Here is a 23,333-nt window from a genome sequence, read left to right on the forward strand (position 1 = left end):
ACCGGCTTCGAGCTCAGCGCTTGGTCTTGGCCGACTTCGGCGACACCAGCTTGATGCCGGCCCAGTCCTCGCCGACGCTCGCGTTGAGGGTCTGCGCGAGGCCCGCGGTGGGCACCGCCTCGGCGATGTCGCTGGGCTCCACGTAGCCGGGGCGGCCCGTCTTCGGGGTGAGCACCCAGATGACGCCGTCCTCGGCGAGTGGCCCGGTCACGTCCATCAGCGTGTCGACCAGGTCGCCGTCGCTCTCCCGCCACCACAGCAGCACGACGTCGACGACCTCGTCGGAGTCCTCGTCGAGCAGGTCACTGCCGATCCGTTCCTCGATCGCGGCTCGGACGTCGTCGTCGACGTCCTCGTCCCAACCGATCTCCTGGACCACCATGTCCGGCTCGATCCCGAGCCTGTCGGCGACGCCGACCTTGCCAGCGTCTCCCGCGGCCACCACGGCTTCCACTCCTCCAAGCTATGCCGGTAGCGGCGACTGGGCAGTCGCCGCACCTGTATTCAACACCGGTCGCGGCTAGCGAACACTGAGGGTGGCCACCTGCGCAACCACCCACACCGTGACACACCGAAGACGACCCCGGGATCCGACCCCGCTTTGCCACCCGTTCGGGGCATCAGGCAGGCTCTACATACCTCCTATACGCGCGCGCGAGGGGGCTACCGCCCGGTAGCACGGACTGGTGGCGACCTGCCAGCGCCGAATGAGGGAGGATGGACGTGAACCAGTCGACATACCAGGCGAGGAGACCCCTTGGCCCCGCAGAGCAACGGCGCTGGCAACGCGAGCACCCCGGAGCGGGTCCGGGTCATCCGCGACGGCCTCGCCGCCCATCTCCCGGACATCGACCCCGATGAGACCGCGGAGTGGCTTGAGTCCTTCGACGGCGTGCTGAAGGGCGCCGGGCAGCAGCGTGCCCGGTACCTGATGCTGCGGCTGCTGGAGCGAGCCCGGGAGAGCCGGGTGGGCGTGCCGTCGCTGACCAGCACGGACTACGTGAACACCATTCCGACCGAGCAGGAACCGTGGTTCCCCGGCGACGAGGAGACCGAGCGCCGCTATCGGGCGTGGATCCGCTGGAACGCGGCCATGACGGTGCACCGCGCGCAGCGGCCCGGCGTCGGTGTCGGCGGCCACATCTCGACCTACGCGTCCTCGGCGACGCTGTACGAGGTCGGCTTCAACTGGTTCTTCCGTGGCAAGGACCACCCGGGCGGCGGTGACCAGGTCTACTTCCAGGGCCACGCCTCCCCCGGCATGTACGCGCGCGCCTTCCTGGAGGGCCGGCTGTCGGCCGAGCACCTGGACGGCTTCCGCCAGGAGTACTCGCACGCCGGCCCGGGCGGCGGCCTGCCGTCCTACCCGCACCCGCGGCTGATGCCGGACTTCTGGGAGTTCCCGACCGTCTCGATGGGCCTGGGCCCGATGAACGCGATCTACCAGGCGCGGTTCAACCGCTACCTGCGCGACCGCGGCATCAAGGACACGTCCGAGCAGCACGTGTGGGCGTTCCTGGGCGACGGCGAGATGGACGAGGCGGAGTCGCGCGGCCTGATCCACGTGGCCGCCAACGAGGGCCTGGACAACCTGACCTTCGTGATCAACTGCAACCTGCAGCGGCTGGACGGCCCGGTCCGCGGCAACGGCAAGATCATCCAGGAGCTGGAGGCGTTCTTCCGCGGCGCGGGCTGGAACGTCATCAAGGTGGTCTGGGGCCGCGAGTGGGACGCGCTGCTGCACAGCGACCGCGACGGCGCGCTGATCAACCTCATGAACACCACGCCGGACGGCGACTACCAGACCTACAAGGCCAACGACGGCGCCTACGTGCGTGAGCACTTCTTCGGCCGCGACCCGCGCACCAAGGAGATGGTGGCGGCGATGAGCGACCAGGACATCTGGAACCTCAAGCGCGGCGGCCACGACTACCGCAAGGTGTACGCCGCGTACAAGGCGGCCACCGAGCACAACGGCCAGCCCACGGTCATCCTGGCCAAGACCATCAAGGGCTACGGCCTGGGCCCGCACTTCGCCGGCCGCAACGCCACGCACCAGATGAAGAAGATGACCCTGGAGGACCTCAAGCTCTTCCGGGACGAGCTGCGCATCCCGATCACGGACGCCGACCTGGAGCGCGACCCGTACCTGCCGCCGTACTACCACCCGGGGCCGGACTCGCCGGAGATCCAGTACATCCAGGAGCGGCGCCGCCAGCTGGGCGGTTTCGTGCCGGAGCGGCGCGGCAAGTCCAAGGCGCTGGTGCTGCCGGGCGACAAGGTCTACGAGACGATCCGCAAGGGCTCGGGCAAGCAGGAGGTGGCCACCACCATGGCCATCGTCCGGCTGATCAAGGACCTGATCAAGGACCCGGAGATCGGCGGCCGGATCGTGCCGATCATCCCGGACGAGGCGCGGACCTTCGGCATGGACGCCATGTTCCCGTCGCAGAAGATCTACAACCCGCACGGGCAGCTCTACACCTCCGTGGACGCCAAGCTGATGCTGGCGTACAAGGAGAGCGAGCACGGGCAGATCCTGCACGAGGGCATCAACGAGGCCGGTTCGACGGCGTCGTTCACCGCGGTCGGCACCTCGTACGCCACCCACGGCGAGCCGATGATCCCGGTCTACATCTTCTACTCGATGTTCGGCTTCCAGCGGACCGGCGACGGCCTGTGGGCGGCCGCCGACCAGATGGCCCGCGGCTTCGTGCTGGGCGCCACCGCCGGTCGCACCACGCTGACCGGCGAGGGCCTGCAGCACGCCGACGGGCACTCGCTGCTGCTGGCGGCGACCAACCCGGCGGTGGTGTCCTACGACCCGGCCTGGGCGTTCGAGATCTCGCACATCGTCAAGGACGGCCTGCGTCGCATGTACGGCGACAACGCGGAGAACGTCTTCTACTACCTGACGATCTACAACGAGCCGGTGCAGCAGCCGGCCGAGCCGGAGAACCTGGACGTCGAGGGCCTGCTGCGCGGTCTGTACCGCTACGCCACCGCCCCCGGCGCCACCGGCCCGCGGGCGCAGATCCTGGTCTCCGGCGTCACCATGCCGGACGCCCTGAAGGCGCAGGCGCTGCTGGCCGAGGAGTGGGGCGTGCAGGCCGACGTGTGGTCCGCGACCTCGTGGGCCGAGCTGCGGCGGGACGCCGTCGACGTGGACCGGCACAACATGCTGCACCCCGAGGCCGAGCCGCGGGTGCCGTACGTGACGCAGGTGCTGTCCGAGGCGGCCGGCCCGGTCGTGGCGGTGTCGGACTACATGCGCGCGGTGCCGGACCTGATCCGCCCGTGGGTGCCGACGGACATGGTGTCGCTGGGCACGGACGGCTTCGGCTTCTCCGACACCAGGCCGGCGGCCCGCCGCCACTTCCTGGTGGACGCCGAGGCGATCGCGGTCGGCGTGCTGACCGCGCTGTCCCGCCGCGGCGAGATCGACCACGACAAGGTGGTCGAGGCGACCCGCCGGTACCGGCTGGACGACCCGCAGGCCGCGGGTCCGCAGACGACGGACTCCGGCGCCGCCTAGTCCGGTGCGACCGAACGCCGAGGGAACCGGTTCCTGGGTTCCCTCGGCGTTTTCGTACGGCCCCGCGAGTCGCGCGCTCAGCGCAGTTGGTCTGCGTCGGGCTGGCGGCGAGCGGCCACCGCTTGGGCCATGGCGGCGCGTTCGGCCGCGGCCACGGACCACGGCCGCCCGGCCGAGAGCCCCCCGTCGACGGCAATGTCCTGGCCGTTCACGTGCCGGGCGGCGTCGCCGGCGAGGAACACCGCCACCTCGGCCACGTCCTCCGGCCGGCCCACCCTCGGCTCGGGTTGGTACTGCGGCAGAAACGCCTCGAACAAGGCGGCTTGGTCTGCCGCATCACCGGCGCCGGCCGCCTTGGCGTGGATGCCGGTGGCGATCGGCCCCGGCGAGATCGTGTTGACCCGGATCCCGTGCTGGCCGAGGTCGACGGCGGCGCACCGGGTGAGGTGCTGCAGCGCGGCCTTGGCGACGGAGTAGTCCGGCCCGGAGAAACCGGCGCGCCGGCCCGACACACTCGCCACGTTGATCACCGTCCCCGACCGCCGGGGCACCATGTGCCGCGCCGCCTGCTGGATCAATGCCAGCGGAGCCCGCACGTGCACGGCGAGGGCTCGGTCGAAGTCGGCCAGGTCGAGGTCGGCGATCGGCACCGCGTGGCCGGGGATGCCGGCGTTGTTCACCAGGCAGTCCAGCCGCCCGAAGCGGTCCAGCGCCGCCGCGACCAGCCGGGCCGGTGCGGCGGGATCGGTCAGGTCGGCAGCCACGAACACCGCGCCGATGCGGTCGGCGATCGCCGTTCCCTCGCGTTCGCGCCGACCCGTCAGCACCACACGTGCACCCCGACGTGCGAACGCCAACGCGATCGCCGCCCCGATGCCGCTGGTCGCCCCGGTCACCAATGCCACCTGCCCGTCCACCGGTCCAGGTTCCCGCCCGGATCAATTACCTCCGAGGTCATCGCAGACCGAGGCACCTGAGCCAGCGCCGGTTCGCTCCCGCCATGGTCAGCAGCGCCGCGAGCACGCCGCTGGCGCCCATGAGCAGGGTCTCGTCCAGCGCCTGAAGGTCGTCGAGGCGCTCGACCAGGTACGCGTGCATCAGGTCCCGGAGCCCGCCCGCGCCCGCGACGCCTTCACGGGCGAAGGCGTCGGCGATGAGCATCACGCCGGCGGCGCCGTGACAGATGCCGAGGCGGTCGGCGGTCCGGCCGTAGAGGTTCGCCTCGGGATCGAAGGTCTGACACAGAATGCGCACCAGCCGCACGGCCTCGGCGCGAGCGCCGGCAGTCCACAGCGCCCACGCGACGCCGGGAATGCCGTAGCACCAACCCTGCCGGCGCTGGTCCACAAAGGACCGCGTCAGCAACCATTCCACCAGCTCGGGCTGGGGCGACACGACAAGCACGCCGGCGGCGCCGTGGGCCATGCCGGTGTCGTCGCCGTCGAACCACACGGCCTGTTCGTAGCCGGCCAGGCACGCACCAGCGGCACCGGAGATCAGGTCGAACTCCTCGAACCGGCGCTCCCCCAGCCAACCGGAAACCCGTTGTGCCAGCCGGGAAACCGGCGGGTGGAGCTCCGCCACCAGGCCAAGCCCGAACAGCGTGCCGGCCATGCCGCCGTGCAGACCGACGCTGTGCATCGGCCGCACGGCGGCGGACAGCCACTCGGGAACGGCGGATCGCACGGCGGCACGCACCGCGCGGTCCGACGAGCCGGCGAGCAGCGTCGCGAGCACGCACGGACCCAGTTCCGGCGAGCCCGCGGCGCGTCTCAGCAGTCCCAGCGACTGATCTAACAGCCGACGAGCGAGCAGATCGCCGAGTCCGGGGCCCGACCCGCCGGGGCGACCTCGGTCATCCGGGTGTCCAGTTCCTCGATGAGGCGCTCCAGTTCGCTGATGGCCAAGACGGGTTCCATCCACTTTCCCCTTCCTGATTCCCCACCGCGGCCGCGGTGGCGGCTCGGCGGTGCGGCAACCGCAGCAACAGTTGCGCGGCGACGGGGTCGCCGCGGTCGTCCCGCAGCGGCAGGTGGTCCGGGTCGGGCAGCATCTCCTCGACGACGATCGGGTCGCCGAGGCGGGACAGGTCCCGCAGCGCCGCCAGGCTGTGCAGGTCGACGGGCCGGGGCTTGCCGCCATTGCCCCGGGCGAACACGAACCGCGGCAGGTCCAGCGCGGCCAAGGCACGGAAACTCCGCGGCCGAGGAATCCGCCAGTGCCGGCCGGAGAGCACCAGCCCGCCGGCGATCTCCAGTCGTGGCAGGAAGTCCCGGTCCGGGAACGCGGCCAGCCGGTTGCCGAACGAGATGGACGGGCCGCGCGGCGCGGCGGCGGTGAGCAGCGTGACGACCAGTCCCCACGGCCCGATCGGCGTGCGGGTGGCGTGGTGCATCGGCCACAACACCGTGCCGGCTGGATCCTCGGCGATGATCCGGCTTCCGGCCCGACGCAGGGTGATCCGATCCAGCGGCAGATAGCGCCCGGCGGCCGGCAGGTAGCTCGACGGGTCGACATCTCCGGTCCATAGTGGACAATAAGAGGGTCTTCGCACGGCGTTGGCGGCACGGTCGTCCAATGGCGGCACCAGGATCTCCACGAGCTGGGCGTCCTCGCTCGACGCCTTGCGGGCAAGGAATTCCCGGTACGAACGGACCTGCGGCGGTTCGCCGCCGAGCTCGGTCAACGCGGCGACGAACCGGGCGTCCACCACGCCGGCCGGGGCGATCGCCTCCAGCACGGCCCCGGTGGTCATCGGCCGGATCAGGCAGTCCAGCGGCCAGTCCGGCAGCTCCACCGGCGGCAGGTCCAGCTCGTCAAGCAGTTGCGGGGTAAGGATTTCGGGCAGGTCCGGCGATCTTCGCGGGTGGGCCGGCTCAACCGGCTCGCTGCCCAGGTACTCCGCGACAAGTTCCGTCACGGACCGCGGCGCGGAGCCGATCATCGCCAGCACGGGATGATCCGCCGGCCGGGGCAGCACATCGACCAACCGCAGCGCCTGCAAGGCCAATTCGCTGGTCCGGGCCACGAAATCCGCCGGCACGGCACCGGACACGCGCCGATACACGTCGACGAAGCCCTCGACGGGAGCGCCCCAGCTCGATCGCGGCGGCCGGGACAGCTGCACAACGCCCAGCTCGACCAGGTGCCGGAGGAAGCCACGCAGCACATCGCCGGAATTCGGGGCCAGGCGCGGCGGACGAGTTCGTCGACATCGTGCACGCCGTCGGCCAGCACGTTGCGGATCGCGTCCAGCAGCGGGGTCCGCCTGAGTTCGACCACACGAGTCGCCGACCAGCAGCGGAACCGGTCGCCGTCGACCCAGTTCAGCCCGTTCAGGGTGATCGTCGCGCCGTCGAGGTCCGCCTGTCCTCGGTCGGCGTTGACGTTGCTGACCCACTGCGCCGAGCACGACCCGATCACCGGCCATGACACCGTCCCCGCCACGCCGACCTGCGCGACATGGGCCAGCCAGCCGCGTGGCGTCGGCTTGGCCGCACCCCGGGCGATCATGCGCAGCAGGTACTCCGACCGTTGCCGCAAACGCTTGCCACCCCAGTTCTCGCCGGCCTCGACCCGCCGCGCGACGTCGGCGACCAGGTCCGGCACCGACCGGGCCACGGCCTCGTCGACCTGCGACCAAGGCAGCCTTGACAGCCGCTCACGCTCCCGTTCGATGTCCTCGTCCAACGCCGCGCGCCGCAGCCCGAGCGCCGTCGACCACGCGCTGGCCTGCGCCAGCTCCGGCAGCGCGCTCGACACGGGCCGGCCGTTGTGCAGGTCCCGGCGCAGTGCCAGCAGCTCCGCGCGGTCGTCCTCAGCGTCCGGGATCACCGAGCCGAGCCAGTCCGCCAGCGCGCGGGCGTATGCCGCGTACTCCGCCTCCTCGGCCAGGAGTTCCCGCAGGTCGGCGACCAGTTCGGGATTGCCGGCGGCGGTCCACAGCCGCATCGGCAGCCCGGCGACCCGGAGCAGCGCGCTCATGCGCCCGCCAGCGCTTCGGTGATCAGCGCCTGCCGGGCCGAGCTCATCCGCGCCCGGTTCCAGTGGAAGACCACGTAGTACGCCGCCGCCTCCGCCGCGCTGGCGCCCACCCGCTCCAGCGCCACCCGCCAACTCCGTGCCGCCGGCTCGACCGGCGCTCGCGTCGTCTCCCAGACGCCACGCAGCTCGGCGCAGGCCACCGCGACGGCGTCATCCCGCACCGTCACCCGTCGGCCGCAGTTGTCCCGGACATACGGCCACGCCTGGCAGCACAGGCCGAGGCCGCCGAACACGGATCGCAGCAGCCGCATGGACACCAGCCACGCCGGCAGCACCGGGCGTACGTGATGATCAAGCCAGGCAACGGAATCCGCCGTGAACAGCCGGTGCACGTGGGGCATCGCGGCCGGCCCGCCGAACAGGAACGCCTCGGGTTCGTAGACGCCGGGAACGATCCCGTCGATCAGGCCGCGTTCGTGCCAGCGCCGGGCCAGCCGGTTCGCCTCGGCGCGCACCCACGACTCGCGGCCGGGTCCAGCGGCGAACCGGACCCGCAGGCCGGGCGGCTTGTGCATGAAGAAGAAGTCCGTGATCCGGTCACCCGCGAGCATTTCTCGCACGGCTGCGGAAAGTTCCGCGTATACGCCGGGTTTCGGCCGGGCCAGGCCCAGTTGCGTCCACGCCGGCGCGGTGGTGTCGCGCAGCGCGGCCAGGCCGCCGGCGATGAAGGTGAGCCGTTCTTGCTGTGACAGCACAGTTTCACCTCCGTCCGGCCGGGTCCGCTTTGACGTTAGGCGAAGTTCGCGCCTTGTCCACGGGTGGTCAGTCGAAGGTGTGAACGGGGCTAACCTGTGTCCATGGTGACCGGACAACCTTTCCAGTGGCCGGAAACGGTCTGGCGGCAGCAGGTCGACCGGGTGCGCGCGGGCCGCAGCCTGCGCCCCGACCGCTGGCCGGACGGCCGACAGGCGGCCGTGGCACTGTCCTTCGACTCCGACCACGAGACGATTCCGCTGCGGGACGGGGAGTTCAGCCCGTGCCAGCTGTCGCAGGGCGAGTACGGCAGCCGCGTCGGCGTGCCGAAGATCCTCGACCTGCTGTCCACGTACGGGATTCCGGCGACGTTCTTCGTGCCGGCGGTGTCGGCGCTGCTGCATCCGGCCGATATCGACGCGTACGTGCGGAACGGCCACGAGGTGGCGCTGCACGGCTGGATCCACGAACGCAACACCGCCCTGCCCGCCGGCGTCGAGCGCGACCTGGCGCTACGGGCCGCCGACACGCTCGAACAGTTGGCCGGCACGCGGCCGGTCGGGCTGCGGACGCCGTCGTGGGACTTCAGCGCCGACACCCTGGCCGTGATCAGGGAACTGGGGCTGCGATACGACTCGTCCCTGATGGCCGACGACGACCCGTACGAGGTGGTGGCCGACGGGGAGCCGACCGGGCTGGTGGAGATCCCGGTGGAGTGGATCCGCGACGACGCGCCGTTCTTCCCGCGCGACCCGACGCGGCCGAGCGTGCCGCCCCGCCAGGTCCTGACCACCTGGCGGGACGAGTTCGACGCGGCCTACGCCGACGGCGGGCTGTTCCAGCTCACGATGCACCCGCACGTGATCGGGCACCGGTCGCGGTTCGTGGCGCTACGTCAGCTGGTCGAGTACATCGCCGGGCACAACGTGTGGTTCGCGTCACACGCCGACGTTGCCGACTGGTGCCTGCGCCAGTGACGCCGTCGTCACCCGGGCGCTGCGGGTCCAGTCCCGCCAACCCTTGATCACCAGCGCCGTGAACACGATGTAGACGCTGGCGCTGAAGTACAGGCCGGTGGCGATCTGCAGCGGCACGCCGACGGCGTCCACCAGCAGCCAGACCAGCCAGAACTCGACCAGGCGCAGCCCCTGGGCGCTGTAGGCGACCGCGGTGCCGACGAAGATCGCGGCGTCCGGCCACGGCGCCCAGGACGCGTTGGTCGCCTGCAGCAGCAGCGCCATGCCGACCGTGCCGACGACCAACACCGCGCCGAGGGCGGCCAGCTCGGGCCAGGTGGAGCGGCGGACCACCACGCCGTACTGGGCGTCGCGGCGGCGGGTCCAGGCCCACCAGCCGTACACCGAGATGGCGAACACGATGACCTGTCGCAGGGCGAGTCCGCCCAGGTGAGCCGAGGTGTAGACGGAGAACAGCAGGATCGCGGCGGCGATCTGCACCGGCCACGTCCAGAGCGTTCGACGCTGGGCCAGGAACACCACGGCGACCGCGCCGATCTGTCCCAGCAGCTCCGCGAACGAGATGCGTTCGCCCAGCAGCGTCAGTCCGTGCTCCAACAACCAGTTCACCTGGTCAGCCCCCTTCCGGCTCGGTCCGGGGCTGTCACGGGCGCACGCCAACGGCGGACGTGTGCGCGCCTCCCATCCGGACTGTCACCGTCGGCCCTGGAGTTTCACCAGGTCGGCCGTTCGGCATCGCTGCCGAGCGGTTCGCGGGCTGTACCGCCGGTTCGGAGTTTCACCGAGCCCCGGAGCGCACGTCTCCTGTTCAGAGAACATATGCCCCGGGGCCCGGTATTCCGGAGGGATTTAGGTCACTGTTCGGGCTGCGGCGGGTTCGAGGGCCTGGGGAATCCCTCGGCCGGCGTAGGGGTGTCCGATCCCGGCGGCTGGTTGCGCTCCCACGGCGCGCCCTGCGCCGGCGCGTTGGACGGCCTGCTGGCCGCTTCCGCCTGGGCCCGGGCCAGCCACTGCTCCCATCGTGACTGCATCGGGCGGATCATGCCGCCGCCCACGCCCACCACCAGGATGCCGCCGACCGTGCCCAACGCGAAGATCAGGATCGGCTCGGTCACGGTCGTGGCGATGCCCAGCTGGTTCAGCGCCGCGATCACGCCCAGCCCCAGCAGGAAGGCGTAGCTCACGGTGCCCAACAACTGCCCGTACTGCCGGCCGGCCAGCGCCGCCGTGATCAGGTTCCGCACCACCCGGGCGATGGCCGACGCGATCAGCACCAGAATGATCGCCACCACCACTCGCGGCAGGTAGGCGATGACCTGGTTGAGCAGGTCGCTCACCGGGTTGCCCGCGCCGAACACCGCGAACGCGTAGTTCAGCGCGATCAGCAGCACGAAGTAGAAGACCAGTTGGACGATCAGCTTGCCCGCGTCCACCGGTGATGTGGGGCCGCCCAGACCGGACCGCTCCACCAGCCGGCCGAAGCCGACCTTGGCGAGGAGAATCTCGACGGCCTTGGACAGCGCCTTGGCCACCAGCCATCCGACCAGCAGCACGAGCAGGAAGCCCAACAGCTTGGGCACGAACGTGGTGATCAGCGCCCAAGCGTCGCCCAGCCCCTGACTGAGTTGATCGCCCATTGCCGAATGGTTTCGCAGCGTCCCGAGTGGAGCAACTCGACACGGTTGGCACGAAAGGGGGAACCGCGTGGCGCGGACGCCCAACTTGATCCACAGTGGACATACCGGTGGGGACCGGGGAGAGGGAGGCCGCCCAGCGCGCACCGCGCGGGCGGCCTCCGGCATGTCGGCCCCCGGCGAGTCACGCTCTCAGACACACCGAATGCAGGTTTCCGGCACACCCGATCGGGTGTGCCGGAAACGTGCATTCGCCCTGTCCCAGAGCGTGACTCGCCGGGTTAGAACGGCCCCAGCCCTGACAGGTAGCTTCGGACCGACTGCGCCAGCGTCACGGCCCCGGTGGGCGTCGGGACGGCGTCGGCCGGCACGTCGGGGCGCGGGGAGCCGGCGCAGACCGAAGAGCTGTCGGGCAGGACGCCGTCGACGAAGTACCGGTTGATCTTCTCGGTCACGCAGGGATTGGACCCGTACTCCCCATGCGCCCCCTCGTCGGCGACGGTGATCAGGTTGTCGCGAAGCCGCTGCGCCATGGCGGGCCCACCGGCGTAGGCGGTCTGGGTGTCACCCTCGGCCTGCACGACCACTCCGACGGGATAGCCGTTACGGGCCAACGAAACCGGGGCCTCGACCGGAGTGAAGGAGCGGTAGGTGCAGGTGGTCGGCGCGGCCCGCAGCACACCGTAGCCGTAGGGAAACGAGTCCCGGAACAACCGCATGTCCTGGTAATACGTCGACAGGTCCGAGGGCCAGTCCGCCTCACACGTCACGGTGTCGAACACGCCGGCCTGCATGGCGTCCAGACCCCGCTGAGCCAGGGCCAAGCCCGCACCGACGGCGTCACCGACAGAAGGATCGGAGCCCTTCCGCACGGACACCAGCACCTGGGCCAAGTCCGACCACAGTGGACGGTAGCGGGCACCCTCACCGACGGTGCCGTCCAGAACACTGCGGTTGAATTTGCCGACGGGCGACTTGGCCAGATCCCGGGCCAGCTGCTCGACCGAGGCCAGCACGGCATCCCGTCCGACACCGAGGCCGAAGGCGCCGTTGCGGTCGCCGACCCACGACGCCCAGGCGTCCACATCGGACCGGTACGCCGTGGCCTGCTCCAGGAACTGCTTGCGCCAGATCCACTCGGGATGCACGGAGGAGTCCAGCACGGACAGGTTCAGCCGATCGGGGAACATCGTGCCGTACACGGCGCCGAGGTAGGTGCCGTACGAGTAGCCGAGGTAGTTGATCTTCTCAACCCCCAGGGCGGCGCGGATCGAGTCCATGTCACGGGCGGTGTCCCGGGTGTTGATGAACGGACGGATGCCGCCGCCGGCGCGGGAGCAGGCGTCCTCGGACTCACGGGCGTCGGCGGCCCACGACGCGAACTTGTCGTCGCCGGGACGCGAATCCAGAGCGGCCAACCCAACCGGAGTCAGGCAGCGCAACGCGGTGGAAGCGCCGACGCCACGGGGGTCGAAGCCGACGAGGTCGTAGAACTGGCCGAGCGGCGTGTGATCGGCGATGAAGCGCGGCATGGACAGGCCGCTGCCGCCGGGCCCGCCGGGATTGATCAGCAGCACTCCCTTGCGGTGCGCGGGATCGGCGGCCTGCCGGCGGCTGACCACGACGGCGATGGCGCCCTGGTCGGGATGCGCGTAGTCGAGGGGAACGGAAAGCGTGGTGCATTCGAGCGCGCCGGGGCAGGGTGCCCACACGACCCGCTCCGCCCGTGCCGGTGTCACCAGCGACACGACGGCGAGCAGGCTCAGCGCGACGGGCAGCAGTCTTCGCAAGACGACCTCCTCCAAGGCTTCGACACCGCGAACATAGGGGCGGTTTCGGCCCGCGAGCAGGTTGTTCCTTCGACCGGGTGGGTGGCGTGCGAAGCTGGGCGACATGACTGAACTGGCGTGGGACTCGCTGTCCGCGGAGACGCTGCGCCGGCTCGAGCACGCGTCGGGCCGGCTGGCCACCGGCACGATCGGCGAGATGGAGGACCGGCTGCCGTGGTTCCGGCGGCTGCCCGCCGACCAGCGCGCCAGCGTGCTGATGGTCACCCAGACCGGGGTCGCCGGCTTCGTGTCCTGGCTCCGTGACAACAAGCAGGCGATCCGGCTCACCGCCGAGGCGTTCCGCTCGGCCCCCAAGGACATGTCACGGTGGGTGAGCCTGCGGCAGACGGTCGAACTCGTCCGGGTGGCGCTGGAGGTCTTCGAGCGCATGCTGCCGGAGATCGCCGCCGACGAGAAGGAACGGGCTCAGCTCACCGAGGCGGTCCTGCGCTACGGCCGGGAGATCGCCTTCGCCGCCGCCACCTCCTACGCGGCGGCCGCCGAGGCGCGCGGCGCCTGGGACGCCCGGTTGGAGGCGTTGATCGTCGACGGCATCGTCCGTGGCGACGCCGAGGAGTCGCTGCTGTCCCGGGCCTCCGCACTGGGCTGGGAGCAGTCGGCCGAGGCGACGGTGCTGGTCGGCAACCCGATGTCGACCGAACCCACCCGGGTGGTGTTCGACGTGCGCAGCCGGGCCGCCCGGATCCACCGCCCGGTGCTGCTCAGCGTGCAGGGCTCACGGCTGGTGGTGGTGCTCGGCGGCTCCGAGGACGAGGCCCGTGGCCACGAGGTGCTGGTCAAGATGGCCGAGGCGTTCGGTCCCGGCCCGGTGGTCGTCGGGCCGACGGTCGACAGCATCGCCGAGGCGCACCGCAGCGCCTCCGACGCCCTGTCCGGGCTGCGGGCGGTGGTCGGCTGGCCCACCGCGCCCCGGCCGGTGCGGTCGCTGGACCTGCTGCCGGAGCGGGCGCTGGCCGGCGACCCGGAGGCGGAGTGGCAGCTGATCGAACGCATCGCGCGGCCGTTGGAGGAGGCGACCGGCGGGCTGATGGCGACCGTCGACGCCTTCCTGGAGACCGGCGGCGTGCTGGAGGCGTGCGCGCGGAACCTGTTCGTGCACCCCAACACGGTCCGCTACCGGCTCAAGCGGGTCATCGAGCTGACCGGCCGCAACGCCAACGACCCCCGCGACGCCCTGGTGCTCCGGGTCGCCCTGACCGTCGGCCGCCTGGCCAAGTCCCGCGGCCTGTGGTGACCGACGCCCGGAACGGACCATTCCTCAACTCGGAGTTGAGGAATGGTCCGTTCCGAGCGTCGGGGCTTGACAGGGCGGGGTGTGGGGAGTAGGCGGAATGGGTCAGCGGCGGGGGGCCGGGCGGAGTAGTGGCAAGATCGGGGCGTGAGCAGCGCCTCAGCGGTGTAGTTCCACGCCTTCGACAACCCAGCCGGCCGCTCAGTGGACATATTCCGGCAACCTTTGTCGGGTTCCTACAACGCTGACCACTGGACTTCGTCGGTGGCGACATCACAAGACGCCGCCGCGACCGTGTTCAGTGGGCGGGTGATCGCGCTCCTAGCCCCCGGACAGGGGTCCCAGGCCCCCGGCATGCTCGCCCCCTGGCTCGAACTGGACGGCGTGGCGGAGCTGGTCGCCGGCTGGTCCGAGAGCACCGGCCTGGACCTGGCCCGGCTCGGCACCACGGCGGACGCCGAGGAGATCAAGGACACCGCCATCACGCAGCCGCTGATCGTCGCGCTGACGCTGGTGGCCTTCCGCGAGCTGCAGCGCCGGACCACGGTGCCCCAGGGCGCGCCGGTCGCCGGCCACTCCATCGGTGAGCTGGCCGCCTCCGCGATCGCGGGCGTGCTCTCCATGGACGACGCGGTGGCGCTGGCCGCGGTGCGCGGCCGCGCGATGGCCGACGCGTGCGCGCTGGAGCCGACGGGCATGGCCGCGGTGATGGGCGGCAACGCCGACGAGCTGCTGGCCCGTCTCGACGAGTACGGCCTGGTCCCGGCCAACCGCAACGGCGCCGGGCAGACCGTCGCCGCGGGGTCGCTGACCGCGCTGCAGAAGCTGGCCGACGAGCGTCCGGCCGGCACCAAGGTCGTGATGCTGAAGGTGGCGGGGGCCTTCCACACGCACTACATGGACCCGGCCCGGGACACGCTGCGGGAGAGGGCCGCCGGTGTGCAGACCGCCGACCCGAACCGGCCGCTGCTGTCCAATGCGGACGGTTCCGTCGTGACCAGCGGCGCCGAGATGCTCGGCCGGCTGGTCGCCCAGGTGACCCTGCCGGTGCGCTGGGACCTGTGCATGGACACGCTGGCCCGTGCCGGCGTGACGACCACCATCGAACTGGCCCCGGGCGGCGCGCTCACCGGCCTGGTCAAGCGGCAGCTCAAGGACGTCGTGACCACGCCGATCGCGATCAAGACCCCGGCGGACCTGGACAAGGCAGTGGAGGCGGTGTCCGTATGAGCGAGCTTGCGAGCGAGTCGTTCAACGCAGAGCGTCCGCGAACGTGGACACCGAGCGCTAGCGAGGTGCAGCAGTGAGCGAACGTCCCAGGTTGATCGGCCGCACCGGCCCGGCCGGCACGCGGCTGCTGGGCTTCGGCAGCGCGCAGGGCAACCGCGTCGTCACCAACGACGACATCGCGGCGATGGGCGTGGACACCAACGACGAGTGGATCCGCCAGCGCGTCGGCATCGTCGAGCGCCGGCTGGCCGACCCGGACCAGTCGCTGGTGGACATGGCCGTGGAGGCCGGCTCCAAGGCGCTGGCCGACTCGGGCGTGTCGCCGAGCGAGATCGACACGGTGCTGGTGGCGACCTGCACCATGCCGGGCAACATCCCCAACGCGGCGGCGCAGACCGCGGACCGGATCGGCGTCAGCTCGCCGGCCGCGTTCGACCTGAACGCCGCGTGCGCCGGCTTCCCGTACTCGCTGACGGTGGCCAGCGACATGATCCGCGGCGGCAGCGCGAACAAGGTGCTGGTGATCGGCGCCGAGCGGTTCACCGACTGGGTGGACTGGCAGGACCGGGCCAACTGCATCATCTTCGCCGACGGCGCGGGCGCCTGCGTGGTCGGACCGGCCGACGAGCCGCTGATCGCGCCGGCCGTGCTGGGCAGCTCCGGCGACCTGGTCGACATGATCGGCCTGACCGAGAACGGCCACATCTTCCAGGAGGGCCAGTCGGTGTTCCGCTGGGCCACCACGCAGATCGCGCCGATCGCCGAGCGCGCGGTGGAGGCGGCCGGCATCAAGCTGTCCGACATCGACGTGCTCGTGCCGCACCAGGCCAACCTGCGCATCGTCGAGCACATCGGCAAGAAGCTGCGGGCCAAGGGCGCGCGCGAGGACCTGGTGGTCGCCGACGACATCCAGCACTCCGGCAACACCTCGTCCGCCTCGATCCCGATGGCCATCGACCACATGCGGGCGGCCGGCCGGATCTCCAGCGGCGACGTGATGCTGCTGGTCGGCTTCGGCGCCGGCCTGTCCTACTCCGGCCAGGTGGCCATCTGCCCGTGAGGGCACCAGCTTCCGGCGGGCGACCCGCGCCGCCGGGGATTCACGACGAAAGGAACGACAAGGTGGACAACGAGGAGATCCGCACCGGGCTGGCCGAGATCGTCGAGGAGGTCGCCGGTGTCGCCGTCGACGACGTCACGGTGGAGAAGTCCTTCGTCGACGACCTGGACATCGACTCGCTGTCCATGGTGGAGATCGCGGTGCAGGCCGAGGACAAGTTCGGCGTGAAGATCCCGGACGACGAGCTGGCCAACCTGAAGACCGTCGGCGACGCGGTGAACTACATCGCGCGCAACGCCTGAGTTGTCGAAGAACGCGATTCTGTAGAGCGGAGGCGCAGTGAGCTCTGTCGACGTCGTCGTCACCGGTGTCGGCGCGACGACCCCTCTCGGCGGGGACGTCGCGTCCACCTGGGACGGCCTGCTCGCCGGCCGCAGCGGGGTGTCGACCCTGGACGCGGACTGGGTGCACAAGTACGAGCTGCCGGTGCAGATCGCCGCGCAGCTCAAGGTAGACCCCACCGAGATCCTGCCCCGGGTCGAGGCCCGCCGGCTGGATCGCAGCGAGCAGGTCGCCATGGTGGCGTCCCGGCAGGCTTACTCCGACGCCGGTCTCGACGAGAACGCCGTCGAGCCGGAGCGGCTCGCGGTGATCATCGGCACCGGCATCGGCGGCGCGCTGACCCTGCTCGCGCAGGACGACCTGCTGGAGACGGCGGGCCTGCGCAAGGTGTCGCCGCTGACCGTGCCGATGCTGATGCCCAACGGTCCGGCCGCCCACGTCGCGCTGTCGCTGAAGGCACGCGCCGGGGTGCACGCCCCGGTGTCGGCCTGCGCCTCCGGCGCGGAGGCGATCGCGTGGGGCTACCGGATGATCCGCAGCGGCGAGGCCGACGTCGTGGTCGCGGGCGGCGCCGAGGCGTGCATCACCGGCATCACCATGGCCGGCTTCGCGCAGGCGCGGACCATGTCCACCCGCAACGACGCGCCGGAGAAGGCCTCCCGGCCGTTCGACGGCGAGCGGGACGGCTTCGTGCTCGGCGAGGGCGCCGGCATCGTGGTGCTGGAGCGGGCCGACCACGCCAAGGCGCGCGGCGCCAAGGTGTACGCCCGGCTGGCCGGCATCGGCACCAGCTCGGACGCGCACCACATCACCGCGCCCGACCCGGAGGGCAACGGCCAGCTGCGGGCCATCCAGGCCGCCATGCGCAGCGGCGAGCTGTCGGCCGCCGACATCGGGCACGTGAACTGCCACGCCACCTCCACCCCGGTCGGCGACACGATCGAGTCGATCGCCATCCACCGGGCGATCGGCGACCACCCGCTGCTGACCGCGCCGAAGGGCTCGCTGGGCCACCTGCTGGGGGCGTCCGGCGCGGTGGAGGCGATCGCGACCGTGCTGTCGGTGCGGGACGGCGTCATCCCGCCGACCGCGAACCTGGAGAACCCGGACCCGGCGCTGCTGCACGAGGTCGTCGCCGGCCAGCCGCGCAAGGTCGAGCTGAAGGCCGCGATCAACGACTCGTTCGGCTTCGGCGGCCACAACGTGGCCCTGGCCTTCGCCAAGGCCTGATCCAGACGAAGAAGAGGGCCCTTCCCGCATCGGGAAGGGCCCTCTTTCTCGTGTCTCAGGCCGGCCGGATCTCGTCCCAGGCGACCGGCAGGGCGGCCGGGCCGTAGACGGTGGTGTCGGTCTTGAACCGGATCTCCTCCTGTGGCACGGCCAGCCGCAGGCTCGGCACCCGCCGCGGCAGGGTGGCCAGCACGGTGGTCAGCTCCAGGCGGGCGATCTGCTGCCCGGCGCACTGGTGCGGGCCGTGGCCGAAGCCGATGTGGCCGTTCGTCTGGCGGTCGATGTCCAGCCGCTCCGGGTCGGCGAAGCGCTCCGGGTCGTGGTTGGCCGCCTGGACCTGGACGATCACGTACTCGCCGGCGGCGATCGGCACGCCGCCGATCTCGGTGTCCTCGGTGGCCACCCGCATCAGCCCGGCCCCCACGCCCAGCAGCCGCACCAGCTCCTCGGCCGCGTTGCCGGCCAGCGACGGGTCGGCGGCCAGCCGGTCGAACTGCGGCCGGTCGGCCAGCAGCGCCAGCGTCCCGTAGGTGATCATGCTGGCGGTGGTGTCGTAGCCGGCGACCAGCAGGCCGGCGGCCATCTTGGTCAGCTCCAGGTCGGTGAACGGCTGCTCGTGCTGCTGGCCTCGGGTGACCAGCACGCTCATCGCGTCCTCGCCGGGCTTCTCCCGCCGGGCCCGCACCAGGTCGCCGACGTAGTCGAACAGCGGGAACCGCACCGCGTCCAGGTCGTCCACGTCGCCCTTGCCGCTGAACAGGGCGTCCGCGACGCGGTGGAAGATCTCCCGGTCGGCGTAGGGCACGTCGAGCAGCTCGGCGATCACCGACGTGGTCAGCGGCTTGGAGAACCGCTCGTGCAGGTCGACCGGCCCGGTCTCGCCGGCGAGGGAGTCCAGCAGCTCGTCGGCGGTGCGCTGCACCATCGGCCGGAACTCCTCGATCCGCCGGACGGTGGAGATGGCCGGCGCGAACACCCGCCGGAACCGGACGTGGTCCGGCCCGTCCATGCGGGAGAAGTCGCCCTCCTCCAGCGGCTTGTCCGGCGGCATGTTGGCCAGCATGTGGCCGGCCTGGCCGGAGTGGTTGCTGAAGCGGCGCGGGTCGCCGAGCACCTCGCGGGCGTCGGCGTAGCGGGTGACCAGCCACGCCTCGATGCCGGTCGGGCAGCTCACCCGGACCACCGGGGACTGGGCGCGCAGCTCGGCCACCTCCGGCGCCGGCCCGAACGGACACACGTCCTCACGGGGCACGGGCAGGGGTTGGGTGCTGATCGTCGACGACAAGGCGACTCCTCGTGCGGTAAAACATCCCACCAGTTCGGCGTTAACGGTATTCACCGCTGGGTGGGATCCGCGACAGGGGGCGAGCCGATGTGCCCGATCAGTCGCACTTCTTCATCGTGATCGACGGGCTGTCGATCCGAAAGTCGCTGCCCGACTTCACCATCGGCCACACCATCCACCAGTTGATGCACGACGCCCGCAGTTCCTTGGGGGCGTTGGCCGGGTCCTGCTTGCTGGTGAACGTGCCGAACACGTTCGCGCCCTGGTCGGTGGTCTCGATGCGGTAGATCATCATGTCGGTGTCGACCGTGGTGCGGTACCCGTCGCGCCAGTCCTGCTCGGTTTGCTGATCCGACACCTTCGCGGTCATCGTCTGCTTCCACAGGCCGTAGTTCCGGTGGTTGACCGCGTTGAAGTAGTTCTGGATCGCGTTCTGCACCGGCCGGAACTGCGGGTCGTTGCGCGCGAACAAGGTGAAGTGCACGGTGTCCGGGCCGCCCTGCCCCTGCTCGGTCGTCGGCTCCGGTGTGCTCGTCGCGGCCGGCGGCTGGGTGGTGGCGGCCGGCGGCTTGGTCGAGGCGTAGACCTGGCGGGCGATCAGGCCGCCCACCAGCGCGCAGACGGCGACGAGCAGCGTGATCGGGATCAGCCAGGTCAACGTCGACCGGTTGGGTGAAGCCTGCGGGGTCACACGATCGAGAGTGCCACGGGTCAGCCGACCCGATGCAACCAGGTCACCGGCGCGCCGTCGCCGGCCCGACGGAACGGCTCCAGCGCGTCGTCCCACGGCTTGCCGAGCAGCGAGTCGACGCCGTGCGCGAAGGACTCGCCGGCCCGCGCCTTGGCCGCGAGGGCCCGCAGCTGGTCCTCGGCCACCACGATGTCGCCGTTGGCGGCGGCGCGGGCGTGCCAGAGCCCGATGCCGGGCGCGAAGCAGAACCGCTCGCCGTCGACGCCGGGGCTGGGGTCCTCGGTGACCTCGAACCGGATCATGGGCCACGCCTTGAGCGCGGCGGACAGCTGCGCGCCGGTGCCCGGATCGCCGGTCCACGCGCATTCCGCGCGCAACTGGCCGGGCGCGGCCGGCTGCGCCGACCAGCGCAGGTCGGCCCGGACCCCGAGGGTGCCCGAGATGGCCCACTCGACGTGCGGACAGACCGCAGACGGCGACGAGTGGACGTACACCACGCCACTGGTCTTGCCACGGTTGCTCACTGCTGACCTCCGCACCTGCCGAGGGACGTCTTCCCCTACGCCCTCACACGTGCCGTGACCACCAGCGGATCAAGCCGATGCGCCATTCTGCCCCGTACCCACGCCCAGCCGCCACCGCAACGGGCACATCCCGGGACAGAGATCACCCGAGCGAGGGGGCACCGACACGGGTGAGGTCGGTCACAGACCGGCCTCGCTAGCGCTCGGCGGGTCCGCGACCCAGGTCCCTGTGCTCAATGGTGACCTCGCAAGCTCGGTCACGCCCAGGACGTGGCGTCACCGAACGGGCCGGTTACCGTTGTGCCCTCGGGATATCCAGACTGGGGAGGTGGCGCCGTGCGCCTGGTGCGACTGGGCGACGCGCAGTCCGCGGTCGCGGCCGACGTGAAGGCGGCCCTCGCGTCATGGGGCGGCGGCGACGCCGTGCTCGGCGGTGTCGCCCTGGCCGGCTACCTGCCGCCGGGCCGGCCCCGGCCGGTGGACACGATTCTGCTGCTGCCCAACGCCGTCGTGGTGATCGCGGGTGTCGACCTGCCGGACCCGGCGATGCGGCTGGACGCCCCGGTCACGGGCCAGTGGAAGATCGACGGCTGGCCGCTGGTCGGCCCGGATCCGACGGTCAATCCCGCCGCGGAGGCGGTCGGCGTCGCCGAGGCCGTCGCCGAAGCGGTGCGGGATACCGGATTACCCGTTCGACTGATCCTGGCCGTCGGCCCTTACGTCGGTCAGGTGACGCAGCCGCAGATGGACCTCGACCGCGGCATCCGCGTGCTGCACCCGATGCCGACCACGCTGCTGGCCGCCGTGCGCGACGTCGCCGGGTCAGCGCCGGCGCTGACCGCCGAGCAGGCCGGCGGGCTGCTCATCCATCTCTGCCCCGACGAGCGGTTCACCACCGACGAGCTGATCGCCGAGGGCTTCGCCGTGGCCAAGGCCGCGCCGGCCGAGCCGCCGGCCAGGAAGCGCCGCCGCTGGCTGCCCATCGGGGCCGCCGCGCTGATCGGCGCCCTCGCGGTCGGCAGCATCGTCGCCGCCCTCGCCACCACCGGCGGCTCCGCCCCCGCCACCCCGCAGGCCGCCGCCGGCTACACCAAGATCGCCACCGTCGACGACGGCAGCCACTGCGCCGAGCACGCGTACGGGGACGTGCAGGTGTGGCTGAGCCGGAACCAGTGCGTGGACCTGCGGCGGTGGAGCTACCGCGCCGAGGACACCGGCACGCCGGCCGGCGTCGCCGTCGCCGAGATCCGCTTCGTGGGGCCGGAACCGGCGGCGGAGTTCCAGTCGCTGGCCGAGCAGCCCGGCACCGGCGGCATCACCGAGCTGGTGAAGGAGCGCCCGTGGCCGGGCGGCCCGGCGTCGTTCGACCGGGCCGCGTTCACCAGCAACCGGGCCGGCGGCACCGTCCGGCTCGTCGAGACCGTCTGGATCGGACGGCCCAGCGCCGCCGACGACCCGGCCCTGCGGGCCATCGCCGAGCGGACGCTGAACCTCGCCCTGTCCTAGAGGCCGTACGCCTCGAGCAGCCGCAGCCAGACCTCGCTGATCGTCGGGTAGGACGGCACCGCGTGCCAGAGGCGGTGCAGCGGCACCTCGCCGACGATCGCCACGGTCGCCGAGTGCAGCAGCTCCGCCACGTCCTGCCCGACGAAGGTGACGCCGACGAGCACCTTGCGCCGCTCGTCCACGACCATCCGAGCCTTGCCGCGATAACCGTCCGCGTGCACCGAAGATCCGGCGACGGCGATGTCCAGGTCGACCACGCGAGTCTCGATGCCGGCCCTGGCCGCCTGGTCGGCGGTGAGACCGACGGCGGCGACCTCCGGGTCGGTGAAGACGACCTGCGGCACGGCCGCGTGGTCGGCGGTGGCGGCGTACTGGCTCCACGGCGGCGTCTCGACCGGCCCCTTGGCCCGAGCGGCGATCACGTCGCCGACCACGCGGGCGTCGTACTTGCCCTGGTGGGTCAGCGGCGCGCGGCCGGTGACGTCGCCCGCGGCGTACAGCCACTGACCGTCCACCCCGGACACCAGACCCGAGTCGTCGACGTGCAGGGTGTCGCCGGGCTTCAGGCCGACCGTCTCGACGCCGACGTGCTCGGTCGCCGGCCGCCGGCCGGTGGCGACGAGCAACTCGTCCGCCTTCAGCACGGCGCCGTCGGCCAGCCCCAACTCGATCTCGCCGCCGGTGCGGGACACCCGGACGGCCTTCGACCCGGTGTGCAGTCGGACGCCGTCCTCACGCAACCCCTCGGCGACGAGCTCGCCGGCGATCGGCTCCAGCCGTGGCAGCGGCAGCTCGCCGGTGATCACCAGGTCCACCTCGGACCCGAGGCGCCGCCACGCCTGCGCCAGCTCGACGCCGACCACGCCGCCGCCGAGCACGATCAGCCGGCCCGGCACCTCCTTGGCCGAGGTGGCGTCGCGGGACGTCCACACCCTCGTGTCGGCGATTCCCTCCAGCGGCGGGATGACCGGGACGCTGCCGGTGCACACGGCGACGGCCTGCCGGGCGATCAGCGTGCGGTCGCCGACCACGACCCGGCGCTCGCCGTCCAGCCGGGCGCTGCCCCGGATCACCGTGATGCCGGCGCCCTCGGCCCACTGCACCTGGCCCGCGTCGTCCCAGTTGGACGTGAAGTAGGTGCGGCGCGCCAGCACCTTGGCGGCATCCAGGTGGTCGCCGACCGGCACGCCCGGCAGCCGGCGGGCGGCGGCCAGCGCATGGCCGGGCCGCAGCAGAGCCTTGCTCGGCATGCACGCCCAGTACGAGCACTCGCCGCCGACCAGTTCGTGCTCGACCAGGGCGGCGGTCAGCCCGCCCTTGACCGCTCGATCGGCGACGTTCTCGCCGATCGCCCCACCACCGATCACCACTACGTCGAAGGTGTCCGGGTCAAAGTTAGCTGTCACGCCGTCACCTCACACCACCCGGCAGCCGCAAGCAACCCGATCCCGGCCAACCGTGCGCCGTGAAAGCGCCCTTCCTACACCCCGAGTAGAGGAAC

Annotated in this window: 21 protein-coding genes and 1 riboswitch; of the genes, 8 read left to right on the top strand and 13 right to left on the bottom strand. The window is 71.5% G+C overall.

Annotated features, from left to right (window positions below):
- Window positions 1-13 precede the first annotated feature (13 nt).
- Window positions 14-445, bottom strand: coding sequence for a DUF3052 domain-containing protein (locus tag BJ998_RS08500; protein WP_184868524.1), 432 nt, complete (start codon window positions 443-445; stop codon window positions 14-16).
- Window positions 446-757: 312 nt separating this feature from the next.
- Here BJ998_RS08500 and aceE point away from each other — a divergent pair, with 312 nt between their 5' ends.
- A complete protein-coding gene (aceE, locus tag BJ998_RS08505) occupies window positions 758-3,535 on the top strand; it encodes a pyruvate dehydrogenase (acetyl-transferring), homodimeric type (RefSeq protein ID WP_184860048.1) in 2,778 nt (925 codons plus the stop codon).
- A 77-nt stretch (window positions 3,536-3,612) separates the two neighbouring features.
- Here aceE and BJ998_RS08510 read toward each other — a convergent pair whose 3' ends face one another.
- From BJ998_RS08510 to BJ998_RS08530, 5 genes are all read right to left on the bottom strand, one after another.
- Window positions 3,613-4,452: an SDR family NAD(P)-dependent oxidoreductase gene (locus tag BJ998_RS08510; RefSeq protein ID WP_184860050.1), complete on the bottom strand. Its 840-nt coding sequence runs from the start codon at window positions 4,450-4,452 to the stop codon at window positions 3,613-3,615.
- Window positions 4,453-4,489: 37 nt separating this feature from the next.
- Complete coding sequence (locus BJ998_RS49090) at window positions 4,490-5,272, bottom strand: lanthionine synthetase LanC family protein (protein WP_184860053.1); 783 nt, start codon at window positions 5,270-5,272, stop codon at window positions 4,490-4,492.
- Between the two features lie 118 nt (window positions 5,273-5,390).
- Window positions 5,391-6,590, bottom strand: a complete 1,200-nt coding sequence (locus BJ998_RS08520; protein ID WP_184860055.1) for a hypothetical protein — start codon at window positions 6,588-6,590, stop codon at window positions 5,391-5,393.
- Window positions 6,476-7,519: a hypothetical protein gene (locus tag BJ998_RS08525; RefSeq protein ID WP_184860057.1), complete on the bottom strand. Its 1,044-nt coding sequence runs from the start codon at window positions 7,517-7,519 to the stop codon at window positions 6,476-6,478. The genes BJ998_RS08520 and BJ998_RS08525 overlap by 115 nt, the downstream gene beginning before the upstream one ends.
- On the bottom strand, window positions 7,516-8,274 hold the full coding sequence (locus BJ998_RS08530) for a thiopeptide-type bacteriocin biosynthesis protein (protein ID WP_184860059.1): 759 nt from the start codon (window positions 8,272-8,274) through the stop codon (window positions 7,516-7,518). Before BJ998_RS08530 ends, BJ998_RS08525 begins: the two co-directional genes overlap by 4 nt.
- A 102-nt stretch (window positions 8,275-8,376) precedes the next feature.
- On the opposite strand from BJ998_RS08530, the gene BJ998_RS08535 reads away from it, so the two are divergent.
- Window positions 8,377-9,249 carry a polysaccharide deacetylase family protein gene (locus BJ998_RS08535; RefSeq protein ID WP_184860061.1) on the top strand — a complete coding sequence of 291 codons (873 nt, stop codon included), beginning with the start codon at window positions 8,377-8,379 and terminating at the stop codon, window positions 9,247-9,249.
- Here the strand turns inward: BJ998_RS08535 and pnuC are convergent.
- The 3 genes from pnuC to BJ998_RS08550 form a co-directional block, all read right to left on the bottom strand.
- Window positions 9,211-9,858: a nicotinamide riboside transporter PnuC gene (gene pnuC / locus BJ998_RS08540; protein ID WP_184860063.1), complete on the bottom strand. Its 648-nt coding sequence runs from the start codon at window positions 9,856-9,858 to the stop codon at window positions 9,211-9,213. The two genes, BJ998_RS08535 and pnuC, sit on opposite strands and share 39 nt — an antisense overlap.
- 60 nt (window positions 9,859-9,918) lie before the next feature.
- Window positions 9,919-10,049: riboswitch (FMN riboswitch) on the bottom strand.
- A 54-nt stretch (window positions 10,050-10,103) separates the two neighbouring features.
- Window positions 10,104-10,886, bottom strand: a complete 783-nt coding sequence (locus tag BJ998_RS08545; protein WP_184860065.1) for a mechanosensitive ion channel family protein — start codon at window positions 10,884-10,886, stop codon at window positions 10,104-10,106.
- 278 nt (window positions 10,887-11,164) lie between these two features.
- Window positions 11,165-12,673, bottom strand: a complete 1,509-nt coding sequence (locus BJ998_RS08550) for an alpha/beta fold hydrolase (protein ID WP_184860067.1) — start codon at window positions 12,671-12,673, stop codon at window positions 11,165-11,167.
- Window positions 12,674-12,776: 103 nt separating this feature from the next.
- On the opposite strand from BJ998_RS08550, the gene BJ998_RS08555 reads away from it, so the two are divergent.
- From BJ998_RS08555 to BJ998_RS08575, 5 genes are all read left to right on the top strand, one after another.
- Complete coding sequence (locus BJ998_RS08555) at window positions 12,777-13,967, top strand: PucR family transcriptional regulator (RefSeq protein WP_184860069.1); 1,191 nt, start codon at window positions 12,777-12,779, stop codon at window positions 13,965-13,967.
- A 291-nt stretch (window positions 13,968-14,258) separates the two neighbouring features.
- Window positions 14,259-15,194 (top strand): ACP S-malonyltransferase, encoded by a 936-nt coding sequence (locus BJ998_RS08560; protein ID WP_312890545.1) that lies wholly within the window; start codon window positions 14,259-14,261, stop codon window positions 15,192-15,194.
- A gap of 73 nt (window positions 15,195-15,267) precedes the next feature.
- Window positions 15,268-16,254 carry a beta-ketoacyl-ACP synthase III gene (locus tag BJ998_RS08565; protein ID WP_184860071.1) on the top strand — a complete coding sequence of 329 codons (987 nt, stop codon included), beginning with the start codon at window positions 15,268-15,270 and terminating at the stop codon, window positions 16,252-16,254.
- A 62-nt stretch (window positions 16,255-16,316) separates the two neighbouring features.
- Window positions 16,317-16,556 carry an acyl carrier protein gene (locus BJ998_RS08570; protein WP_184860073.1) on the top strand — a complete coding sequence of 80 codons (240 nt, stop codon included), beginning with the start codon at window positions 16,317-16,319 and terminating at the stop codon, window positions 16,554-16,556.
- A 37-nt stretch (window positions 16,557-16,593) separates the two neighbouring features.
- The gene (locus BJ998_RS08575; protein WP_184860075.1) at window positions 16,594-17,826 is read left to right on the top strand and encodes a beta-ketoacyl-[acyl-carrier-protein] synthase family protein; all 1,233 of its coding nucleotides are present in this window, start codon (window positions 16,594-16,596) and stop codon (window positions 17,824-17,826) included.
- 55 nt (window positions 17,827-17,881) lie between these two features.
- Here the strand turns inward: BJ998_RS08575 and BJ998_RS08580 are convergent, their stop codons facing one another.
- The 3 genes from BJ998_RS08580 to BJ998_RS08590 form a co-directional block, all read right to left on the bottom strand.
- Window positions 17,882-19,111: a cytochrome P450 gene (locus tag BJ998_RS08580; protein WP_184860077.1), complete on the bottom strand. Its 1,230-nt coding sequence runs from the start codon at window positions 19,109-19,111 to the stop codon at window positions 17,882-17,884.
- Between the two features lie 97 nt (window positions 19,112-19,208).
- On the bottom strand, window positions 19,209-19,802 hold the full coding sequence (locus BJ998_RS08585; RefSeq protein WP_184860078.1) for a hypothetical protein: 594 nt from the start codon (window positions 19,800-19,802) through the stop codon (window positions 19,209-19,211).
- A gap of 20 nt (window positions 19,803-19,822) precedes the next feature.
- Complete coding sequence (locus BJ998_RS08590; protein ID WP_184860080.1) at window positions 19,823-20,326, bottom strand: DUF3145 domain-containing protein; 504 nt, start codon at window positions 20,324-20,326, stop codon at window positions 19,823-19,825.
- Between the two features lie 336 nt (window positions 20,327-20,662).
- Here BJ998_RS08590 and BJ998_RS08595 point away from each other — a divergent pair, with 336 nt between their 5' ends.
- On the top strand, window positions 20,663-21,832 hold the full coding sequence (locus BJ998_RS08595) for a hypothetical protein (protein ID WP_184860082.1): 1,170 nt from the start codon (window positions 20,663-20,665) through the stop codon (window positions 21,830-21,832).
- Here the strand turns inward: BJ998_RS08595 and BJ998_RS08600 are convergent.
- On the bottom strand, window positions 21,829-23,238 hold the full coding sequence (locus BJ998_RS08600; RefSeq protein WP_312889997.1) for a dihydrolipoyl dehydrogenase family protein: 1,410 nt from the start codon (window positions 23,236-23,238) through the stop codon (window positions 21,829-21,831). The genes BJ998_RS08595 and BJ998_RS08600 overlap by 4 nt on opposite strands.
- Between the last annotated feature and the right edge of the window lie 95 nt (window positions 23,239-23,333).

The organism is Kutzneria kofuensis, assembly GCF_014203355.1.
GTDB classification, from domain to species: domain Bacteria; phylum Actinomycetota; class Actinomycetes; order Mycobacteriales; family Pseudonocardiaceae; genus Kutzneria; species Kutzneria kofuensis.